The organism is Bradyrhizobium archetypum, assembly GCF_013114835.1.
Taxonomy (GTDB): Bacteria; Pseudomonadota; Alphaproteobacteria; order Rhizobiales; family Xanthobacteraceae; genus Bradyrhizobium; species Bradyrhizobium archetypum.
Genome location: NZ_JAAVLW010000001.1, coordinates 484,139 through 504,467, shown reverse-complemented (window position 1 = coordinate 504,467; position 20,329 = coordinate 484,139). Strand labels below are relative to the sequence as shown.

Annotated in this window: 18 protein-coding genes; 13 read left to right on the top strand and 5 right to left on the bottom strand. The window is 63.3% G+C overall.

The annotated features are described in order from the left end of the window. Positions 1-80: 80 nt before the first annotated feature. Positions 81-932 carry an alpha/beta hydrolase gene (locus HCN50_RS02250; protein ID WP_171707972.1) on the top strand — a complete coding sequence of 284 codons (852 nt, stop codon included), beginning with the start codon at positions 81-83 and terminating at the stop codon, positions 930-932. A gap of 110 nt (positions 933-1,042) precedes the next feature. On the opposite strand, the gene HCN50_RS02245 is transcribed toward HCN50_RS02250, so the two are convergent. After that, complete coding sequence (locus HCN50_RS02245; protein WP_171707971.1) at positions 1,043-1,819, bottom strand: SDR family oxidoreductase; 777 nt, start codon at positions 1,817-1,819, stop codon at positions 1,043-1,045. A 178-nt stretch (positions 1,820-1,997) separates the two neighbouring features. Here HCN50_RS02245 and HCN50_RS02240 point away from each other — a divergent pair, with 178 nt between their 5' ends. Next, entirely contained in the window at positions 1,998-3,071 is a 1,074-nt protein-coding gene (locus tag HCN50_RS02240) for a tartrate dehydrogenase (RefSeq protein ID WP_171707970.1), read from the top strand. 194 nt (positions 3,072-3,265) lie between these two features. Here HCN50_RS02240 and HCN50_RS02235 read toward each other — a convergent pair whose 3' ends face one another. From HCN50_RS02235 to HCN50_RS02225, 3 genes are read right to left on the bottom strand one after another with little or no spacing between them, the layout of a single operon-like run. After that, positions 3,266-4,177, bottom strand: a complete 912-nt coding sequence (locus HCN50_RS02235; protein WP_171707969.1) for an NAD(P)-dependent oxidoreductase — start codon at positions 4,175-4,177, stop codon at positions 3,266-3,268. 24 nt (positions 4,178-4,201) lie between these two features. Next, the gene (locus HCN50_RS02230) at positions 4,202-5,452 is read right to left on the bottom strand and encodes a Zn-dependent hydrolase (protein WP_171707968.1); all 1,251 of its coding nucleotides are present in this window, start codon (positions 5,450-5,452) and stop codon (positions 4,202-4,204) included. Between the two features lie 38 nt (positions 5,453-5,490). Continuing rightward, complete coding sequence (locus HCN50_RS02225; protein WP_171707967.1) at positions 5,491-6,408, bottom strand: LysR family transcriptional regulator; 918 nt, start codon at positions 6,406-6,408, stop codon at positions 5,491-5,493. Positions 6,409-6,529: 121 nt separating this feature from the next. Here HCN50_RS02225 and HCN50_RS02220 point away from each other — a divergent pair, with 121 nt between their 5' ends. From HCN50_RS02220 to HCN50_RS02195, 6 genes are all read left to right on the top strand, one after another. Further along, entirely contained in the window at positions 6,530-7,351 is an 822-nt protein-coding gene (locus HCN50_RS02220; protein WP_171707966.1) for a putative hydro-lyase, read from the top strand. Positions 7,352-7,434: 83 nt separating this feature from the next. After that, positions 7,435-8,679, top strand: coding sequence for an ABC transporter substrate-binding protein (locus HCN50_RS02215; RefSeq protein WP_171707965.1), 1,245 nt, complete (start codon positions 7,435-7,437; stop codon positions 8,677-8,679). Positions 8,680-8,850: 171 nt separating this feature from the next. Then, the gene (locus HCN50_RS02210; RefSeq protein ID WP_171707964.1) at positions 8,851-9,729 is read left to right on the top strand and encodes a branched-chain amino acid ABC transporter permease; all 879 of its coding nucleotides are present in this window, start codon (positions 8,851-8,853) and stop codon (positions 9,727-9,729) included. Further along, a complete protein-coding gene (locus HCN50_RS02205) occupies positions 9,729-10,736 on the top strand; it encodes a branched-chain amino acid ABC transporter permease (RefSeq protein WP_171707963.1) in 1,008 nt (335 codons plus the stop codon). The genes HCN50_RS02210 and HCN50_RS02205 overlap by 1 nt, the downstream gene beginning before the upstream one ends. Next, on the top strand, positions 10,733-11,467 hold the full coding sequence (locus tag HCN50_RS02200; protein ID WP_171707962.1) for an ABC transporter ATP-binding protein: 735 nt from the start codon (positions 10,733-10,735) through the stop codon (positions 11,465-11,467). Before HCN50_RS02205 ends, HCN50_RS02200 begins: the two co-directional genes overlap by 4 nt. Continuing rightward, on the top strand, positions 11,451-12,155 hold the full coding sequence (locus HCN50_RS02195) for an ABC transporter ATP-binding protein (protein ID WP_171707961.1): 705 nt from the start codon (positions 11,451-11,453) through the stop codon (positions 12,153-12,155). Before HCN50_RS02200 ends, HCN50_RS02195 begins: the two co-directional genes overlap by 17 nt. Positions 12,156-12,344: 189 nt before the next feature. Here HCN50_RS02195 and otnC read toward each other — a convergent pair whose 3' ends face one another. Next, complete coding sequence (otnC, locus tag HCN50_RS02190) at positions 12,345-13,004, bottom strand: 3-oxo-tetronate 4-phosphate decarboxylase (protein ID WP_171707960.1); 660 nt, start codon at positions 13,002-13,004, stop codon at positions 12,345-12,347. Between the two features lie 32 nt (positions 13,005-13,036). Between otnC and ltnD the strand changes: the two genes are divergently transcribed. The 5 genes from ltnD (at position 13,037) to HCN50_RS02165 (ending at position 20,257) form a co-directional block, all read left to right on the top strand. Beyond that, complete coding sequence (ltnD, locus tag HCN50_RS02185) at positions 13,037-14,029, top strand: L-threonate dehydrogenase (RefSeq protein ID WP_376700242.1); 993 nt, start codon at positions 13,037-13,039, stop codon at positions 14,027-14,029. A gap of 23 nt (positions 14,030-14,052) precedes the next feature. Then, a complete protein-coding gene (gene otnI / locus HCN50_RS02180; RefSeq protein ID WP_171707958.1) occupies positions 14,053-14,835 on the top strand; it encodes a 2-oxo-tetronate isomerase in 783 nt (260 codons plus the stop codon). Beyond that, positions 14,832-16,109: a 3-oxo-tetronate kinase gene (otnK, locus tag HCN50_RS02175; RefSeq protein WP_171707957.1), complete on the top strand. Its 1,278-nt coding sequence runs from the start codon at positions 14,832-14,834 to the stop codon at positions 16,107-16,109. The genes otnI and otnK overlap by 4 nt, the downstream gene beginning before the upstream one ends. A 178-nt stretch (positions 16,110-16,287) precedes the next feature. Beyond that, positions 16,288-17,979 carry a methyl-accepting chemotaxis protein gene (locus tag HCN50_RS02170; protein ID WP_171707956.1) on the top strand — a complete coding sequence of 564 codons (1,692 nt, stop codon included), beginning with the start codon at positions 16,288-16,290 and terminating at the stop codon, positions 17,977-17,979. A 250-nt stretch (positions 17,980-18,229) separates the two neighbouring features. Further along, positions 18,230-20,257, top strand: a complete 2,028-nt coding sequence (locus tag HCN50_RS02165; protein ID WP_171708414.1) for a methyl-accepting chemotaxis protein — start codon at positions 18,230-18,232, stop codon at positions 20,255-20,257. The last annotated feature ends 72 nt before the right edge of the window (positions 20,258-20,329 follow it).

The following is a 20,329-nucleotide window of genomic DNA, read 5'->3' as shown; positions in this document are numbered from 1 at the left end:
TGTTGGTCGCAGATGGTGCTGTAGAACATTTTCCGGCAAAGTGGAAACGCATGGAAGTTGTGGCCGACCGGAGATATTGCATGACGACACTGTTTTCAGCGCTGGACTGGCGCGCGATGAGTCAACAGGAACGCGACCTCGGCCTCAACAATGGCGTTGCCGTGTCCGGTAGCGCCGAAATGGTTGCCGGCTGGGAACAGCGCTCCGCCGAGTTGCGCAAGCGCTATCCCGATCATATCGACCTGCGGTATGGCTCGCGCGAGCGCAACCGGATTGATTTCTTGAAGGCGGTGGAGAATGCGCCGACGCTGCTGTTCATTCACGGCGGTTACTGGCAGGCGCGGGCGAAGGAGGTTTTCACCGTCATCGCTGAAGGGCCGATGGCGCATGGCATCAACGTGGCCCTGATCGGTTACACGCTGGCGCCGGAGGCGACGCTGGACGACATTGTAGCCGAAATTCATGCCGGCATCGACTACCTCATCGAACAACTGCCGGCGCTGGGCGCCGCTCCCGGCGGCATTGTGGTATCGGGCTGGTCCGCCGGCGGGCACCTGACCGCGATGGCGCTGTCGCATCCAAAGGTGAGAGCAGGCATGGCTATCTCGGGCATCTACGATCTCGAACCGATCCGCCATTCCTATCTCAATGAGAAACTGAAGGCCGATGAGGCGGCGTCACGCCGCAATTCCCCGATGATGCAAGAAGGCGGCCCGTTAAAGCCGCTGTCGCTGGTCGTCGGCAGCGCCGAGCTGCCGCTGTTGCGCAAGCAGACCGCCGACTTCGCAGGACACCGCGCCCGCTATGGCTTGCCGCTAACGTACGAGGAAATTTCCGGCGCCAATCATTTCACTATCCTGTACGAGATGATGTCGCCGAGGGGCAGGATCACGACGCTGATCCGACAGTTGTTTGAACGGACGACGGGTTGAGAGCCCCGTCGTCATTGCAAGGAGGGAACGGACGAAGCAAATCCATGCCTCCACTTGTGGCGCTATGGATTGCTTCGCTTCGCTCGCAATGACGGTGGTGACTGACGCGTCTAGCTCCACCCCGACGTGTGCCCGCCGTCCACGGTAAAGATCACCCCCGACGTATACCCCGACCTGTCCGATGCCAGGAACGCCATGAGATCGCCAATCTCGCGCGGATGCGCGGGGCGTCCGAGCGGCAGGCCGTTCTGGAATTCCCTGTAGCGGCTCTCGTCGCCGAACTGATTCTTCGCCCGCGTTTTCAGCAGCGTGATGTGACGATCGGTGCCGACGGGGCCGGGATTGATGCCGACCACGCGGATATTGTCGGTGAGGCTTTTGCCGCCAAGCGCGCGGGTGAACGCCATCAGCGCGGCGTTGCCGGCGCTGCCGCAGATGTAGTTTGCGTCGAACTTTTCTCCGGCCGCACCGATGTCGTTGACGATGACGCCGCCGCCGCGTGCCTTCATCTGGGCGTAGATCGCACGGGTGAGATTGATGTAGCCGAACACCTTCAATTCCCAGGCATGACGCCAGGTTGGCTCATCGATCTTCTCAAGCGAGCCGCCGGGAATATCGCCGGCATTATTGACGAGAATGTCGATCTCGGCGGCTTCCTTCGCGAGTCTCGCGATATCCTCAGCCTTGCGCAGGTCCACGACATGAGCGGTAGCGCCGATCTGGTGCGCCGAGCGCAGCCGTTCGGCCAGCGCCTTCAATAGTTCGCCGTTGCGGGCGGCCAGCATGACGTCGGCCCCTTCCTCGGCAAAAGCCTCGGCAGCGGCCGCGCCAATGCCCTTGGAGGCGCCGGTAATCAGGACGCGCTTGCCGCGCAGGTGCAGATCCATGGAAATTGCTCGCTTGGCTTGAAGGAGACGGGGGAGTTCCTTGCGAAATTGGTAGGCGGATGAGGCCGTTGCGGTCAACATTGCACTGCAGCGTTGCGCCGCGCCCAAGTTTGGTCCATTGCAGGATCATCGCATTTGGCCGCTGGCGCGGCAGCAACCTCTTAAGGACAAGCAGCGGATGAGCAAGAAACAATATCGTGTCGCGGTCATTCCCGGCGATGGCATCGGCAAGGAAGTGATGCCCGAGGGCCTGCGTGTGCTGGAGACGGCAGCAAAGAGGCATGGCCTCTCCGTGCAGTTCGATCATTTCGATTTCGCGTCCTGGGACTATTACGAAAAGCACGGCGAGATGATGCCGGAGGACTGGAAAGCGAGGATCGGTAAGCATGACGCGATCTATTTCGGCGCGGTCGGCTGGCCTGCGAAAATCCCGGATCATGTTTCCCTGTGGGGCTCGCTGATCAAGTTCCGCCGCGAGTTCGACCAATATGTCAACCTGCGTCCGGTGCGGCTGATGCCGGGTGTGTCGTCGCCACTCGCGGGCCGCAAGCCCGGCGATATCGATTTCTGGGTGGTGCGCGAGAATACCGAGGGCGAATATTCCTCCGTCGGCGGCCGCATGTTCCCCGACACCGACCGCGAATTCGTGACGCAACAGACCGTGATGACCCGCACCGGCGTCGACCGCATCCTGAAATTCGCGTTCGATCTCGCGCAATCGCGGCCGAATAAGCATCTGACCTCGGCGACCAAGTCCAACGGTATCTCGATCACCATGCCCTATTGGGACGAGCGCGTGGAGGCGATGGCGAAGAAGTACCCTGATGTGAAGTGGGACAAGTACCACATCGATATCCTCACCGCGAACTTCGTGCTGCATCCGGATTGGTTCGACGTCGTGGTCGGCTCCAACCTGTTCGGCGACATCCTCTCCGATCTCGGACCCGCCTGCACCGGCACCATCGGCATCGCGCCCTCAGGCAACATCAACCCGGAAGGCAATTTCCCGTCGGTGTTCGAGCCGGTGCACGGCTCGGCGCCCGATATTGCAGGGCAGGGGATTGCCAACCCGATCGGCATGATCTGGTCGGGCGCGATGATGATGGAGCATCTCGGCGAAAAGGCAGCCGCCGAATCCATCGTCGGGGCCATCGAGCGCACGCTCGCCGAGCGAACCTTGCGCACGCGGGATCTCGGCGGCAACGCCGACACGACCGCGTGCGGCAAGGCGGTAGCGGAGATGTTGGATTGATTTTCGTATCGTCGTCCCTGCGAACGCAATGCGAACGCAGGGACCCATAACCGCGGTCGTTCATTGCTTGCGTCGGCTGTGGCTCCAGCCGTCGCAACATAACCGTCGGTGGTTAGGGGTCCCGGGTCGCGCGGAGCCTGTCATCGGGCGCGCATTCGCGCGACCCGGTGGTTTGCCCGGGACGAGGGGAGAGTTTACCGCTTCGCAATCCTTCGGCAGTGCTCCCAGGCCGCGCGCATCAGGTTCTCGCTGGCTTCCGGCGTGCGGAACGCGGAATGCGCCGACAGCGTCACGTTGGGCAGCTTTGTCAGCGGGTGATCCGCCGGCAGCGGCTCGATGTTGAACACGTCGAGCCCGGCATGGCGGATCTGGCCCGATTGCAGCGCATCGATCATCGCTTCCTCGTCGACGATGGCGCCGCGCGCAGTGTTGACGAGGATGACACCGGGCTTCATCGCCTCGATGCAGGCGCGCGAGACCATGCCGCGCGTCTCATCATTGAGCAGGAGGTGAATCGAGATCACGTCGCTCCCGCCCAGCAGCTCGTCGAGATCGACAAATTCCACCTTCGGATATTTCTTTGGCGACCGGTTCCAGGCGATGACGCGCATGCCCGAACCGAGTGCAATCCGCGCGACTTCGGCTGCGATCCCGCCAAAGCCGATCAGTCCAAGCGTCTTGCCGGTCAGTTGCATGCCGTCGTCGCGCAGCCAGTTGCCGGCGCGGATGCCGCGGTCCATTTTCGCAAGTCCGCGCGCGCCTTCCCACATCAGCGCAACAGCGCATTCGGCGACCGCCGTGTCGCCATAGCCCTTGATCAGGTGCACCTGAACCCCAAGTTCTGCGAGCTCTTCCGGGTTCATGTAGCTGCGCGCGCCGGTGCCGAGAAACACCACGTGCTTCAGGCCCGTGCATTTCTTCGCGATATCGGTCGGCAGCGCGGTGTGATCGACGATGGCGATCTCGGCGCCGTCGAGTATTTGGGGATACTGATCTGACGTGATGTCGGGATTGCGGTTGATTCGCACCTCGGGATCGCCGGGCTGTTCCAGCCGCTCGAAGATCACGGCGAGCGATTCATTGGCGTCGACAAAAACTCCGCGCACGGTTTTCCCCCTTGTTCTTGATTGTCAGGATGCGACGCCGGCCAGCGCTAGCACGGTATGCATCAGCACGTTGGCGCCGGCGGCGCAGTCGGCCTGGGTGGCGTCTTCCAGCTCGTTATGGCTGATACCGTCCTTGCAGGGCACGAACACCATCGCCGCCGGCATCACCGTGTTGAGGTTGCAGGCATCGTGGCCGGCGCCGGAGGTGATGCGGCGATGGGAGTAGCCGAGCATCTTGGCGGCGTTCTCCACGGCATCCACGAGCTTGGGATCGAAATGCGTCGGCGGCTTGCGCCAGATCAGATCGAACTGCACCTCGACCTTGCGCCGCGCCGCGATCTCGGCAATTGCCGCGCGCAGATCCCTGTCCAGCGCATCCATGATGGCGTCGTCCGCGCTGCGGCAGTCCACGGTGAAGGCGATCTCGCCCGGAATGACGTTGCGCGAGGGATTGGCGATCACGGCCTCGCCGATGGTTCCGACCGCCTTCGGCCCATGCTTCTTGGCGATATTCTCCATCGCCAGCACGATTTCCGACAGCGTCGCCAGCGCGTCGCGCCGCAGCGGCATCGGTGTCGAGCCGGCGTGGCTTTCGAAGCCGGTGATCTTGCCGTCGTACCAGAGAACTCCCTGGCCGGAATCGACCACGCCGATGGTCTTGTTCTCAGCCTCTAAAATCGGTCCCTGTTCGATGTGCAGCTCGACAAAGCCGGAAAATTTCTGCGTACCTACCGCCGTCGCCCCGCGATAGCCGATGCTGTCCAAAGCCTGCGCCACGGTGATGCCCTCGGCGTCCTTGCGCGACAAAATGTCGTCCGTGGTGAAATCGCCGACGTAAGCCGCGGACGCCATCATCGCTGGCGCAAAGCGGGAGCCTTCCTCGTTGGTCCAGTTGCAGATGCAGATCGGCGTTTCGGTTTCGATTCCGGCATCATTAAGTGTACGCACCACCTCCAGCGCGGCCAGCGTGCCGAGCACGCCGTCATATTTTCCGCCGGTCGGTTGCGTATCGAGATGCGAGCCGAGGCCGATCGGAGCCTTCGACATGTCGCGGCCCTTGCGCAGGCCGAACATCGAACCCAGTGCGTCGACATGAACCTCAAGCCCGGCTGCCTCGCAGGCCTTGTGGAACCAGTCGCGCACCTGCTTGTCCTCGGGCCCCAGCGTCAGGCGACGAACGCCGCCTTTCGGCGTGGCGCCGAATTTGGCGGTTTCGTGAATCGTCCCCCACAGCCGGGCGGAATCGATCTGCAGGTTGGATCCGATTTTGGTCATGGGCTATTTCCGGACAACAAGACGCAAGACGAGCCGCTTCAATGACGCGCCTGCGGCGGCGCGTCAACAATGACGCCGCCACGCGCCAGGCTGGCGGCGATTTCGACCACGCGTTCCACCGCGACCGTGTCGGGGGAGGCGAGCCAGCTTGCCGAAAACGTCAGCGGCGCCAATTGCAGGTTGGTCGACAGCAATTGCAGCCGCCCGCTCGCCATGTCGTCCTCGACGATCGCGGTCGGTATCAGGGCAATGCCGAGGCCTTCGATCGCCATGTGGATGACGGTTGCAAGCGATGCGCTGGCATGCAGCCGGATCGGCGGCAGGTCAGGGCGGTTGAACAGGGAACGCACGATTTCATACGGCTGGGTTCGGCGCGAGAAGGTGATGATCGGAAATTTCGCCAGATCGTGCAGTGTCAGCTCCTGCTTGCCGAGGCCGAGCGAGGGGCTGGCCGTGAAGCCCACCGGATAATCACACAGCGCCCGGTTGTTGACCATCGGCGCCGTCAGCGGCCCGAGCACGAAGGCAAGCTCAATTTCCTGCGCAAGCAGCCGGTTGCGCAAATTCGAGGTGATGTCGACCTCGATCTCGAGCGAGAGGTTCGGGTAGGCATGGTTGACGCTCTTGATCAGTTGCGGCAGCCAGGTGTGCACGATGGTTTCCGCAACGCCGAGCCGCAGCACGCCGCGCATCGCCGAGCGGTCGCCGACCACGGCCAGCATCTCCGACCGCAGCCCGATCAGCTTCTCGGCATAGACCATCAATTGCCGTCCGCTCGGCGTCGGCAGCACCATGCGGCGATCGCGCTGCAGAAGTTTCACGCCGACTTCGCGTTCGAGCTGCGCGATCCGCTGCGAGATCGCGGGCTGGGTCGTGTTGAGCTTCTGGGCGGCGCCGCGAAAGCTGCCGAGCGTCACCACCCACATGAAAGTCTCAATTGCCTTGAAATCAGTCATGCACCCTCTGCCTGCAGCTTGATAAGCATGCCTTATTAAATCTAATTAGAAAAGACGATTAGACTTTATCTTAGCCATATGCCGGAGTAGATGTCGATAAGAATGGAAGCGGGGATCAACGATGACCAGCTTGGCGAGGGACGAACGACAGGAGCACGATACGGCGGATTTATCGCCGAGCGTGGCGGCCCGACATGCCTGCCGGACCGGCATGGCCGCCACCACGGCGGGCGTCGCCAACGGCTACGTCCAGGGTAATCTCGCGATCCTGCCGGAAAAACTCGCCGCTGCCTTCCATCGCTTCTGCCAGCTCAATCCCAAGCCGTGCCCGATCATCGGCATGTCCGATGTCGGCGACCCCCGCATTCCGGCGCTCGGCACCGACCTCGACATCCGCACCGACCTGCCGCGCTACCGCGTCTGGCGTGACGGTGAGGTGATGGAAGAGCCGACCGACATCATGGCGCATTGGCGCGACGATCTCGTCGCCTTTGTCATCGGCTGTTCCTACTCGTTCGAGGAAGCGCTGCTGGCGGACGGCCTGCCGATCCGCCACATCGAGCGCAAGCTGCGCGTGCCGATGTACCGCACCAACATCGCCTGCACCCCGGCGGGTCCGTTCGCAGGTCCCATGGTGGTGTCGATGCGCCCGTTCAAGCCGGCGGATGCCATCCGCGCGGTGCAGGTCACTTCGCGCTTTCCCGCCGTGCACGGCGCGCCGGTTCATCTTGGCCATCCGCACTCGATCGGCATCGCCGACATCAACAAGCCCGATTATGGTGACGCGGTGCCGATTGCGGCCGACGAAATCCCGGTGTTCTGGGCGTGCGGGGTTACGCCGCAATCGGTGATCCAGGCCGCGAAGCTGCCGTTCGCGATCACGCATTCGCCCGGGCTGATGCTGGTGACTGATCTTATGAACAAAGAGCTTGCCGTGCTTTGATGCAGGCCGTGCCGTGCATTGAGGCTTTACCGTAACCGTCAACCGTTTCATCGATAGTTGCTGATCCAACAGAGGATATCGCCATGAATATCACGCGCCGAAACGTACTGCTTGGAGCGACCGCTGCCGCGGCGCTCGGACCCGTCGCAGCCCGCGCGCAGACGTCCGAGGTCGTGATCGGTGTGATCTATCCGTTCTCCGGCGCCAGCGCGCAGATGGGCGTCGACGCGCAGAAGTCGTTCGAGACCGCGCTCGACATCATCAACAAGGACCATGATTTCGATCTGCCGCTGGCGAAAGGCGAGGGATTGCCCGGCCTCGGCGGCGCCAAGGTCCGCCTCGTCTTCGCTGATCATCAGGCCGATCCGCAGAAAGGCCGCGCCGAAACCGAGCGGCTGATCACCCAGGAAAAGGTCTGCGCCGTCGTCGGCACCTATCAGAGCGCGGTTGCCGTGACTGTCAGCCAGATCTGCGAGCGTTACCAGATCCCGTTCATTTCGGCTGATAATTCCTCGCCGAGCCTGCACCGCCGCGGCCTCAAATTCTATTTCCGTGCCGCGCCCCATGACGAGATGTTCTCGGCCGCGATGTTCAACTTCTTCGATGCCATGAAGAAGAAGGGCGTCAAGATCGACACGCTGGCGCTGTTCCACGAAGACACCATCTTCGGCACCGACTCCGCCAACACCCAGCTCAAGCTCGCCGCCGATCGCGGCTACAAGGTCGTCTCCGACATCAAATATCGCTCCAACTCGCCGTCGCTGTCGGCGGAGGTACAGCAGCTCAAGACCGCGAACGCCGACGTCTTGATGCCCTCGAGCTACACCACCGACGGCATCCTGCTGGTCAAGACCATGGCCGAGCTCGGCTACAAGCCGAACGCGATCGTGGCGCAGGACGCCGGCTTCTCCGAAAAGGCGCTCTATGACGCGGTCGGCGACAAGCTGGAAGGCGTGATCTCGCGCGGCAGCTTCTCGCTCGATCTCGCCGCCAAGCGGCCGATGGTCGGCAAGATCAATGCCATGTTCAAGGAGAAGTCGGGCAAGGATTTCAACGACCTCACCTCGCGCCAGTTTATGGGCCTGCTGGTGATGGCGGACGCCATCAACCGTGCCAAGTCGACCGACGGCGAGAAGATCCGCGAGGCGCTGGTCGCTACCGACATTCCGGGCGAGCAGACCATCATGCCCTGGAAGCGCGTCAAGTTCGACGAGATGGGCCAGAACAACGACGCCGACCCGGTGCTGTTGCAATATATCGGCGGCAAATTCGTCACCATCTTTCCGCCGCAAGCCGCCATCGCCGAAGCCGTCTGGCCGATGAAATAAGCGACGTCGAACGCGGGGTGGGGAAATGACCGTTTCGAAGAATTCCGCCCGTTCCGTCATTGCGAGCGAAGCGAAGCAATCCATCGTGCCGCGCATGAGGAGAGATGGATTGCTTCGTCGCTTTGCTCCTCGCAATGACGAACTCAGACGCCTGGGCCAGGGACTAACTCCATGACCGCCGAAACCATCATCCAAAGCCTGGCGAGCGGCCTCCTCATGGGGCTGCTCTACGGCCTCATCGCCGTCGGCCTCGCGCTGATCTTCGGGCTGATGGACGTCGTGAACTTCGCCCATGGCGAGTTCCTGATGATCGCGATGTACGCGACCTTCTTCCTGTTCGCGTTCTTTGCGATCGATCCGTTGCTGTCGGCGCCGCTGGTCGCTGCAGCGCTGTTCGTATTTGGGGCCGTGGTCTATCTGTTGATCGTACGCTTTGCCGTGCGCGCGAAAGCCAATGCCGGCATGGTGCAGATCTTCTCGACCTTTGGCCTCGCCATCGTCATGCGCGGCCTGGCACAATATTTCTTCACGCCTGACTATCGCAGCGTCACGCATTCCTGGCTCGGCGGCAAAACCGTGTCGATCGCCGGGATCTACCTGCCTGTGCCGCAATTGGTCGGGGCGCTGGTGGCGATTGCCGCTTTTGGCGCGCTCTATCTCTTCATCAACCGTACCGATTTCGGCCGCGCGTTGGAAGCGACCCGCGAGGACGCCGGCGCGGTGGCGCTGGTCGGTATCGACAAGAACAAGGTGTTTGCGCTGGGCTGGGGCCTCGGCGCGGCGCTGGTCGGCCTCGCCGGCGCGGTCATGGCGATATTCTTCTACATCTATCCCGATGTCGGCGCCTCGTTTGCGCTGATCGCCTATGTGACGGTGGCGCTCGGCGGCTTTGGCAGCGTGTTCGGCGCCTTCGCCGGCGGCATAATCGTCGGCCTCGTCGAGGCCACGACCGCCATGTTGCTGCCGCCGTCGCTCAAGGCGGTCGGCATCTATGCCGTCTATCTCCTTGTGGTTTTTGTCCGGCCGCGCGGCCTGTTCGGATCGATGTGATGGATACCGCTTTCGCAGAACGCCGCCGCCGCGACCTCATCGTCGCCGTTGTTCTTGCCGCGATTGCGGCCACCGTCCCGCTGTTCGTCAAAGACGTTTACGTCCAGAACATCATGGTGCTGACACTGATGTGGGGTGCGTTGTCGCAAAGCTGGAACATCCTTTCCGGCTATTGCGGGCAGATCTCGCTTGGCCACGCGCTCTACTTCGGAATTGGGGCCTACACGACTGCGCTGCTGTTCACCAAGTTCGGCGTGCTGCCATGGTTCGGCATGCTCGGCGGCGGCGTGATCTCCGCACTCATCGCGATGGCGCTCGGCTATCCCTGTTTTCGGCTGCGCGGACACTACTTCGTCATCGCTACCATCGTCATTGCCGAGATCGGCTTGCTGCTTTTTCACAACTGGGATTGGGCCGGTGCTGCGATGGGGATCGAAATCCCGGCGCGTGGCGATAGTTGGCTGAAATTCCAGTTCCCGCGCAGCAAGCTGCCGTACTTCTACTTCGCGCTGGTGCTGGCCTGCGTCGCCTGGTTGGTCACCTGGTGGCTGGAAGATTCCAAATGGGGCTATTGGTGGCGTGCGGTAAAGGACAATCCGGAAGCCGCTGAAAGCCTTGGCGTCGACGTGTTCAATTCCAAGATGGGAGCGGCGGCGGTGTCGGCATTCCTGGTCGCGGTCGGCGGCAGCTTCTATGCGCAGTTCGTCTACTTTATCGATCCCGAGAGCGTCATGGGCTTTCAGTTCTCGCTGTTGATGGCGTTGCCCGCGGTGCTCGGCGGCATCGGCACGCTGTGGGGGCCGATGCTGGGCGCGGTGATCCTGATCCCGCTCACCGAATTGACGCGGTCCTATGTCGGCGGCTCCGGCAAAGGTATCGACCTGATCGTCTATGGCGGTCTCATTATCGCGATCTCGCTGGCACGGCCGCAGGGGCTGATCGGGCTGTTCTCATTCAAGCACCTCGCCGGGCGGCTTTCGTCCAAGCGCAAGGAGGCGGTCCGATGACAGCGCCGCTTCTGGAAACCCGCGGCGTCTGGCAGCGCTTCGGCGGCCTGGTCGCCAACAGCGACGTTTCGATCTCGGTCGGGCGCGGCGAGATCGTCGGCCTGATCGGCCCGAACGGCGCCGGCAAGTCGACGCTGTTCAATCTGATCGCGGGCGTGCTGCCGCCCACGCAAGGCTCGATCATTTTCAACGGCGAGGATGTCACTGCGTTGCCGGCCGCCGAGCGTTGCCAGCGCGGCATCGGCCGCACCTTTCAGGTGGTCAAGAGTTTCGAGACCATGACGGTGATCGACAACGTGATCGTCGGCGCGCTGGTCCGCACCACCGTGATGCGCGACGCCCGCCGCAAGGCGCATCAGGTGCTGGAATTCTGCGGTCTCGGCCCGCGCGCCGACGTGCTCGCCAGCGATCTGGTCCCGTCCGAGAAGCGCCGGCTCGAGGTGGCGCGGGCGCTCGCGACCGAACCGAAATTGCTGCTGCTGGACGAGGTGCTCACCGGCCTGACGCCCGTCGAAGCCAAGACCGGCGTCGAACTGGTGCGCAAGGTGCGCGACAGCGGCATCACCGTGCTGATGGTCGAGCACGTCATGGAAATCGTGATGCCGCTGGTCGACCGCGCCATCGTGCTCGATCTCGGCAAGGTGCTGGTCGAGGGCAAGCCTGCCGACGTCGTCCGCGATCCGAAAGTCATCACCGCCTATCTGGGAGACCGTCATGCTCTCAGTGCATGAAGTCACCACCGCCTATCAGGGCCTGGTCGCGATCTCCTCGGTCTCGATCGAGGTGGCAAAGGGCGAGATCGTCTGCGTCGCCGGCGCCAATGGCGCCGGCAAGTCGACGCTGCTGAAATCGATCGCCGGCGCGGAGCGGCCGCGCTCCGGCACCGTGACGTTCGACGGCATCCGCATCGACGGCATGGCGCAGCACGTCATCACCTCACGTGGCATCGCCTATGTGCCGGAGAACCGAAGGCTGTTTCCGCGCCTCTCGGTGCGCGACAATCTCAGGCTCGGCAGCTACCTCTATCGCAGCGAGGCGAACCGCGAAGCACCGCTTGATCTCGTCTTCAAGCTGTTCCCGCGGCTGCAGGAGCGGCTTGAGCAGCGCGCCGAAACGCTTTCCGGCGGCGAGCAGCAGATGCTGGCAATCGGCCGCGCCCTAATGACACGGCCAAGGCTTCTGATGCTGGACGAACCGTCGCAGGGCATCATGCCGAAACTGGTCGATGAAATTTTCCAGGCGGTGAAGCGCATCCGCGACGCCGGCATGACCGTGCTGATCGTCGAGCAGCGCATGTCCGAATGCCTCGAAATCGCCGACCGCGCCTACATCCTGCAGACGGGGCGCGTGCTGATGCAGGGCAGCGCCGCGGAGATTGCCGTCAATCCGGATGTGCGCAAGGCGTATCTAGGGCTATGATGCCGTAGGATGGGTAGAGCGAAGCGAAACCCATCAATTCATCGCGCGTAGAGATGATGGGTTTCGCTTCGCTCTACCCATCCTACGGTGCTGTCGATGTGGTCATTCCGGGATGGTCCGAAGCACCAGACCCGGAATCTCGAGATTCCGGGTTCGATGCTGCGCATCGCCGCGGAATGACCGCCTTAATCAATCGTGCCCATGCTCCGGCAGCACCAGCCCGAACACCTTAGTCAAATCCTTCACCTGTTCCGGCGACAGATACCGCGGATTCAGCCCGCGCAGCAGCAGGTAGAGCTTCGCCGTCTCTTCAAGTTCCTCCATGGCGAACACCGCCGCTTCCAGCGTGTCGCCTGACACTACCGGCCCATGATTGGCCAGCAGCACAGACGAATATTTTCCCGCCAGCCCCTTGATCGCGTCCGCCACGGCGGGATCGCCGGGACGGTAATACGGCAGAAGCGCCGTCTGCCCGCATTTCATCAGATAATAAGGTGTCATCGGCGGCAGAGCGGCGCGCGGGTCGATCTCGGGCAGCATCGAGAGCGCCACTGAATGGGTCGAATGCAGATGCACGATCGCACGCGCCGCGCTGCGGGTCTGGTAGAGCGCGGTATGCAGCGGCACTTCCTTGGTCGGTGCATCGCCCGAAACCAGCCGCCCATCGGGCCCGAGCCGCGACATCCGGGCAGGGTCCAGAAAGCCGAGCGAGGCGTTGGTCGGCGTCACCAGCCAGCCGCCATCGTCGAGTTTCACGCTGATATTGCCCGACGAGCCCGGCGTCAGCCCGCGCTCGAACAGCGAGCGGCCGAGACGGCAGATTTCCTCGCGTATCCCAGTTTCGCTCATGTCAATATTCCCGGCGGCATCCCGTTTTTGTCTTGTCTCACGCTTTGGCAGCGCGGCCAAGCCGTGATACCCAGAAGCAAAGTTGCCAAGAAATTTCGAGGGACCGCCGCATGCCAGAATCCACCAAACCGCGCGTTGCCGTCATCGGGCTGGGCTCGATGGGCTATGGCATGGCGACCTCGCTACGCCGTGCCGGGCTTGAGGTCACCGGCTGTGACGTCTCGGCTGACATAGTGAAGCGGTTCGTCGCCGAAGGCGGCAAGGGCGCCGCTACGCCGGCGGAAGCGGCGAAATCAGCCGATATCGTCGTCAGCGTCGTCGTCAATGCCGCCCAGACCGAGACCATCCTGTTCGGCTCGGGTGGCGTTGCGGAAACTTTGGTGAAGGGCGCGGTATTCATTTCCTCCGCCACCATGGATCCCGACATTGCGCGCCGGCTCGCCAAGCAGTTGGAAATAACCGGCCGCCACTACCTCGACGCGCCGATTTCCGGCGGCGCGCAGCGCGCAGCCCAGGGCGAACTCACGATCCTTGCATCGGGCAGTCCAGCGGCCTTTGCCAAGGCCCGCCCGGCGCTCGACGCGATGGCCGCGAAACTCTACGAGCTTGGCGACGAAGCGGGCCAGGGGGCCGCATTCAAGATGATCAACCAGTTGCTCGCCGGCGTGCACATCGCCGCGGCTTCCGAAGCGATCGCCTTCGCCGCCAAGCAGGGCCTCGATATCCGGAAAGTGTACGAAGTGATCACGGCGTCCGCCGGCAATTCCTGGATGTTCGAGAACCGCATGCCGCATGTGCTCGACGGCGATTATTCGCCGCGCAGCGCGGTGGAGATTTTCGTCAAAGATCTCGGCATCATCCAGGACATGGCGCGTTCGCAGAAGTTCCCGGTGCCGGTCTCGGCCGCCGCGCTGCAGATGTTCTTGATGACGGCCGCCGCCGGCATGGGCCGCGACGACGACGCCTCGGTCGCGCGGATGTATGCCCGCGTCACCGGCACGCACCTGCCGGGCGAGCCGAAGTAAACAGAATAGGAAGGGAACGCTCGATGCCGCGTTTTGCCGCCAATCTCTCCATGATGTTCACCGAGGTGCCGTTCCTCGACCGTTTCGACGCAGCGGCAAGAGCGGGATTTGCCGCGGTCGAATTCCTGTTTCCCTATGATCATCCGGCAGACGCCGTCGGCGAACGGCTCAAGCAGAACGGCCTGACGCAGGCGCTGTTCAACCTGCCGCCGGGGAACTGGGATGCCGGCGAGAAAGGTTTTGCCGCGCTGCCGGAGCGCTTTGACGATTTGAAGCGCAGCCTCGAGACGGCGCTGCCTTATGCGAAAGCGACCGGCGTCAAGCGGCTGCATCTGATGGCAGGCATCGCGGACCGCAGCAACACGAAGGCGGTGGAGCAGTTTTACAAATCGGTGGCATGGGCGGCCGAATTCTATGCCCCGCATGGCCTCGACGTCGTGATCGAGCCGATCAATCCGCGCAACGTGCCCGGCTATTTCCTGAACGACTTTGGCTTCGCGCGCGACCTGATCACCGAATTGAAGATCTCGAACCTCAAACTGCAGTTCGACATCTATCACTGCCAGATCATCCACGGCGACGTCACCATGCGGCTGCGCGAGATGATGCCGATCACAGGCCATGTCCAGATCGCCAGCATCCCCTCGCGCAACGAGCCTGATGGCGAGGAGCTGAACTATCCGTTCCTGTTCGCCGAGCTCGACCGGCTCGGCTATGGCGGCTTCGTCGGCTGTGAATATAACCCGCGCGGCAAGACTACCGATGGCCTCGGTTGGTTCAGGCCCTATGCCGGAGCAAAATCGTGAAACTGTCTCTGGGCTGCATTGCCGACGATTACACTGGCGCTTCCGATCTCGCCAACACGCTGACCCGCCAGGGCCTGCGCACGGTGCAGACGATCGGCGTGCCGCCGGACGATCTGGCGCTGCCGGAGGTCGATGCAGTCGTGGTCTCGCTCAAGAGCCGCTCTATCGACGCAAAGGTCGCGGTTGATCGCTCGCGGGCGGCAGACAAATGGCTGCGCGGCCGCGGCGCGGACCATGTGCTGTTCAAGATCTGCTCGACCTTCGATTCCACCGATGCCGGCAATATCGGCCCCGTGATGGATGCGCTGCGTGCCGATTGCGGCGATGCGATCGTGCTGGTGACGCCGGCCTTTCCGGAAACCGGCCGCACCGTCTATCAGGGCAATCTGTTCGTCGGCGCCGTTCCGCTGAACGAAAGCCCGCTGAAGGATCATCCGCTCAACCCGATGCACGATTCCAATCTGGTGCGGGTGCTGGCGCGGCAGAGCCGGACCAAGGTCGGCCTGGTCGATCTCGCGCCGCTGTCGCGCGGCGCGGCGGCGGTTCGGGAACGCTTGGCTGATCTCGCAAGAAACGGCGTTGGCGCTGTTATCATCGATGCCGTGTTCGACCGCGACCTCGAAACCATCGGCAGCGTGGCCCTCGACCATCGGCTGTCGGTCGGCGCGTCCGGCATCGGCCTTGGCCTCGCCCGGGCGCTGATCGCCACCGGCAAGGTCAAAGCGGCCGACGCGGGCGCGGCAATCGGCGCACCGGTCGGCGGACCGGCAGCGTGCCTTGCCGGAAGCTGCTCGCAGGCGACCCTGGCGCAGATCGCCAACGCCGAAAAGACGATGGCCGTCCTGCATCTCGATCCCGAGCAGATCATCGCCGGACCCAATGAGGCCCGCCGCGCGCTGGCGTGGGCGAGCGCGCGAATCACCGAGGGTCCGGTCCTGATCGCCAGCAGCTCGACGCCGGACCAGGTTGCAGCTCTGCAATCTCGGCATGGCCGTGATGCAGCCGGACATGCCATCGAGCAGGCGATGGCCGATGTCGCGGAAGGCCTCGTGCAGTCCGGCGTGCGGCGATTGGTGGTCGCGGGTGGTGAAACTTCAGGCGCCGTCGTCGACCGCCTGCGCATTCCGGGCTTCCTCGTTGGCGAGGAAATCGCTGCAGGAGTGCCGGTTTTACGTGCCGTGGGCACCGGCAATGGCGAAATGCTGCTTGCACTGAAATCGGGCAATTTCGGCGGACCCGAATTTTTTTCCGATGCGCTGAAGCTGATGCGCTGATCGCTTCGTCAGCGCTCAGGTCGCGAGCACGTCGGACCGCCTCGGTATTTTTACCACCGCTCGTTAACTCTACTTGAGGACGCATCGGTTTTGATGTGGGCAAGGCATCCTCTTTTGAACCTTCCGCCTTTTCCCATCCGGCGCGTCCCAGCGCGTCCAAAACCAAGAGATTCCGTCCATGCTCGCCCGCTATTCGATCCGCACCAAGATCATCGCCGTGGTTGCCTTCCTGCTCGTCGCGATGACGGGCATGGGTCTGCTGGCCGTCCGCAACATGCACGCCATCAACGCCAACACGGTCGACATCTCCACGAACTGGCTGCCCAGCGTGCGCGTGCTAGGTGACCTGCGCGCCGGCGTCATCACCTACCGCAACGTGATCCGCGAGCACATGCTATCCGAGACGCTGGAAGAGAAGCTTGCGATGGAGAAGACGCTCGCCAGCGTCGTCGAAAGCAATTCCAAGATCCGCGCCGCCTATGAGCCGCTGATCACGTCGCCGGAAGAGCGCGCGCTATACAGCGAATGGGTCAGGCTGTGGGAGAGCTACAAGAAAGGCACCCAGGAGGTAATGGAACTTTCGCGCAAGGCGGCCGGCAAGACTCCGACCGAAGCACATGACCTGAATACCACGACCGTCAACAAGATCGGGCTCGATGCCGACGCCGTGCTGAAGAAGAGCATCGACCTGAACAATGCCGGCGCAGACAAGGCGGCAAGGGAAGCGGCCGACAGCTATACCGCCGCGCTCGCGATGCTGGGCTTGATCCTCGGCGCAGCCGTAATGGTCGGCGCCGGCATCAGCGCTTTTCTGGTTCGCGACGTCTCGATCGGCATTGCCTCGATCGTCACGCCGATGCAAGCGCTCGGCAAGGGCGATTTGAGCACCGACGTGCCGCATCAGGGCGAGAAGACGGAAATCGGCGTCATGGCTGATACCTTGCAGGTGTTCAAGGAAGCTTTGATCGCCAAGAAGGCCGCCGACGAGGCTGCAGCCGCCGATGCCGAAGCCAAGATCGAGCGCGGCCGGCGGGTCGACGGCATTACCCGCAATTTTGAAAACGTGATCGGCGAGATCGTGCAGACGGTATCGTCGGCCTCGACACAACTCGAAGCTTCCGCCGGCACGCTGTCGGCGACCGCCGAGCGCTCGCAGACGCTGACATCGGCCGTCGCCTCGGCTTCCGGAGAAGCCTCCGCCAACGTGCAGTCGGTGGCGTCGGCAACCGAAGAGCTTTCCTCCTCGGTCACCGAGATCGGCCGCCAGGTGCAGGAATCGGCGCGGATGGCGACCGACGCGGTCGGCCAGGCCCGCGTCACCAACGACCGGGTCAGCGAATTGTCCAAGGCGGCGAGCCGGATCGGCGACGTGGTCGAGCTCATCAACACCATCGCCGGCCAGACCAATCTGCTCGCGCTCAACGCCACCATCGAGGCGGCCCGCGCCGGTGACGCTGGCCGCGGCTTTGCCGTCGTGGCCTCCGAAGTCAAGGCGCTCGCCGAACAGACGGCGAAGGCCACCGGCGAAATCAGCCAGCAGATTACCGGCATCCAGGGCGCGACCCAGGAATCCGTGAATGCGATCAAGGAAATCAGCGGCACCATCGAACGGCTGGCGGAGATCTCCTCGGCAATCGCGGCGGCCGTGGAAGAGCAGGGCGCGGCGACCCAGGAAATCTCTCGCAACGTGCAGCAGGCGGCGCGGGGCACCCATCAGGTCTCCGCCAACATCACCGACGTGCAGCGCGGCGCCAGTGAGACCGGCGCCGCTTCCTCGCAGGTGCTCTCGGCGGCACAGTCGCTGTCGGGCGACAGCCAGCGCCTCCGGCACGAGGTCGGCAAGTTTCTGGAGTCGGTCCGGGCAGCCTGACACCCCGCCCGACGCCAGACGAAGGCTCGGCTTCCGGAATCGGAGCCGGGCCTTTTCGCGTCCGGCGCGCGAGATGGACGGTGCGACAACCCGGCTGGACAATCCCTAGTTTCACGCAAGCGGAAATTAACCGGTCGCCGCTAGGCTGCCCGGCATCTTCGGGATTCGCGCGCGAAGGTTGCCGGTGCCTGGCGCGGCAAATTCCGCCTCAGGAAAAACTGCTGCAGAAGAATATGGGGTCGTCGACATGATCAAGCTCAACCGTATCGGAAACAAACTGGGCTTGGCCGGGGCGCTCGGCGTCCTGCTGGCGATCGGCATGGTGGCCAACCAGATGGTCACGGAGGCGAGAATCGAGGAAGCCAGCGAGCGCGCCTCCCGATCGCAGAAGGTGGCTGACAATTCGCTCGCCGCGCATATCGACCTGCGCAAGATTCAGCTTGCCGCCGGCGACGTCCGCCTGGCGAGAGCTCCCGCTGAAGTCGAAAAGGCCCTTGCCGATCTGCAGCGCCACAAGGCGAGCGCGGCAAAGGAGCTGGAAGCAGCGCTGGCGATGGCCCAGCAACCGGATGCCAGGGAGCGACTGCAGAAGACGAAGGCCCTGATGGAAGGCTTTGCCGCCGCCGTGGAGGATCTCGCCAAGGCGCAGACCACGCTGCTGACGCAAATCGAGAAGCGCTCGGTCATCTCGGAGGAATGGACCAAGGCGGTCGATACCCAGATGAAGTTGCCGGCCATGGCGAAGCTGGACAACCGGCTCGAGATCGAGCGTTTGCTGTTTCAGGCCGATGGCAAGGTGAACGCGTTGCGGGCTGCTGCCTGGAAGCTCGGCGCCACCGGCGATGCCAACCTGGTCACGGAGATGGCCAAGACCGAGGCCTCGTTGAAGGATGTCTTCAACAAGTTGCGCGGCGAGGCCGATGATCGCGAATTGCTGGTCGTGGTCAGCAACCTTTCCTCGCTCGTCAAGCGATTCCTGGCGGCCAATGAGGAGGCGGTACGGACCGAGCAGTCGAAGAACGACATCATCGCCAACCGCACCGTCAAGGCCGCCGCTGACGTCGCCAGCCTGATGGAGGCAACTGTCGAGGCTGCGCAAAAGGATGCGAAGACCTCGAAGGACGCCGTGATGGACGATACCGAGCGCGCCAACAGCATCAACCTGATCATGGCGATCATCGTGGTCGCCTCATTGATCGGCTCGGTTGTGTTCTCCTTCCTGGGCGTCGCGCGTCCGATGACGCGCCTCAACGGCGCGCTGGGCGAGATGGCCGGTGGCAATCTCGACGTCGAGATTCCCGGCGCCGGCCGCGGCGACGAAATCGGCGATCTCGCCAAGACAGTGACCATCATTCGCGAAAACGCCGAGCAGAAGGCCCGCGAGGAAGCCGAGGCCAAGGTCGAGCAGGACCTGGTCGCGGCGCAGCGGCGCAAGGCCGAAATGATCAAGCTCGCCGACGATTTCGAAGGCGCGGTCGGCAAGATCGTCGAGACCGTCTCCTCGGCATCGACCGAACTCGAAACCGCCGCCGGCACGCTGACGGCAACCGCCGAGCGCGCGCAGGAGCTGACCACGATGGTGGCCGCGGCTTCCGAGGAAGCTTCCACCAATGTGCAGTCGGTCGCTTCCTCCACCGAGGAGATGGCCTCGTCCATCACCGAGATCGGCCGTCAGGTTCAGGAATCGGCCCGGATGGCCAACGAGGCCGTCGATCAGGCCCGCACCACCAACGATCGGGTCAGCGAACTGTCGAAGGCGGCGGCCCGCATCGGCGCCGTGGTCGAACTCATCAACACCATCGCTGAGCAGACCAATCTGCTGGCGCTCAACGCCACCATCGAGGCGGCCCGCGCGGGCGACGCCGGCCGCGGCTTCGCCGTCGTCGCTTCCGAGGTGAAGGCGCTGGCGGAACAGACCTCGAAGGCGACCGGCGAGATCGGCCAGCAGATCACGGGTATCCAGGCCGCAACGGAAGAGTCGGTCGGGGCGATCCAGGCGATCAGCAACACCATCGAGAAGCTGTCGGAAATATCCTCAACCATTGCGGCCGCCGTGGAAGAGCAGGGTGCCGCAACCCAGGAAATCTCCCGCAACGTGCAGCAGGCGGCGCGGGGCACTCAGCAGGTCTCCGCCAACATCACCGACGTGCAGCGCGGCGCCGGCGAGACCGGTACCGCCTCGTCTCAGGTGCTATCTTCGGCGCAATCACTGTCGTCGGATTCGAACCGCCTCAAGCTCGAAGTCGGCAGGTTCCTGAACTCGGTGCGCGCGGCGTAAGTAGCCGAGGGACCGTAATCCAAACGGGGCCCGCCCCTGAACAAGGGCGGGCTTATTGCCGTCGGTATCCGC

Excerpts from the sequence above, each read along its gene's own strand:
- HCN50_RS02250 (WP_171707972.1), top strand. The coding sequence starts at position 81 with ATGACGACACTGTTTTCAGCGCTGGACTGGCGCGCGATGAGTCAACAG.
- HCN50_RS02245 (WP_171707971.1), bottom strand. The coding sequence starts at position 1,819 with ATGGATCTGCACCTGCGCGGCAAGCGCGTCCTGATTACCGGCGCCTCC.
- HCN50_RS02240 (WP_171707970.1), top strand. The coding sequence starts at position 1,998 with ATGAGCAAGAAACAATATCGTGTCGCGGTCATTCCCGGCGATGGCATC.
- HCN50_RS02230 (WP_171707968.1), bottom strand. The coding sequence starts at position 5,452 with ATGACCAAAATCGGATCCAACCTGCAGATCGATTCCGCCCGGCTGTGG.
- HCN50_RS02225 (WP_171707967.1), bottom strand. The coding sequence starts at position 6,408 with ATGACTGATTTCAAGGCAATTGAGACTTTCATGTGGGTGGTGACGCTC.
- HCN50_RS02220 (WP_171707966.1), top strand. The coding sequence starts at position 6,530 with ATGACCAGCTTGGCGAGGGACGAACGACAGGAGCACGATACGGCGGAT.
- HCN50_RS02215 (WP_171707965.1), top strand. The coding sequence starts at position 7,435 with ATGAATATCACGCGCCGAAACGTACTGCTTGGAGCGACCGCTGCCGCG.
- HCN50_RS02210 (WP_171707964.1), top strand. The coding sequence starts at position 8,851 with ATGACCGCCGAAACCATCATCCAAAGCCTGGCGAGCGGCCTCCTCATG.
- HCN50_RS02205 (WP_171707963.1), top strand. The coding sequence starts at position 9,729 with ATGGATACCGCTTTCGCAGAACGCCGCCGCCGCGACCTCATCGTCGCC.
- HCN50_RS02200 (WP_171707962.1), top strand. The coding sequence starts at position 10,733 with ATGACAGCGCCGCTTCTGGAAACCCGCGGCGTCTGGCAGCGCTTCGGC.
- HCN50_RS02195 (WP_171707961.1), top strand. The coding sequence starts at position 11,451 with ATGCTCTCAGTGCATGAAGTCACCACCGCCTATCAGGGCCTGGTCGCG.
- otnC (WP_171707960.1), bottom strand. The coding sequence starts at position 13,004 with ATGAGCGAAACTGGGATACGCGAGGAAATCTGCCGTCTCGGCCGCTCG.
- otnI (WP_171707958.1), top strand. The coding sequence starts at position 14,053 with ATGCCGCGTTTTGCCGCCAATCTCTCCATGATGTTCACCGAGGTGCCG.
- HCN50_RS02170 (WP_171707956.1), top strand. The coding sequence starts at position 16,288 with ATGCTCGCCCGCTATTCGATCCGCACCAAGATCATCGCCGTGGTTGCC.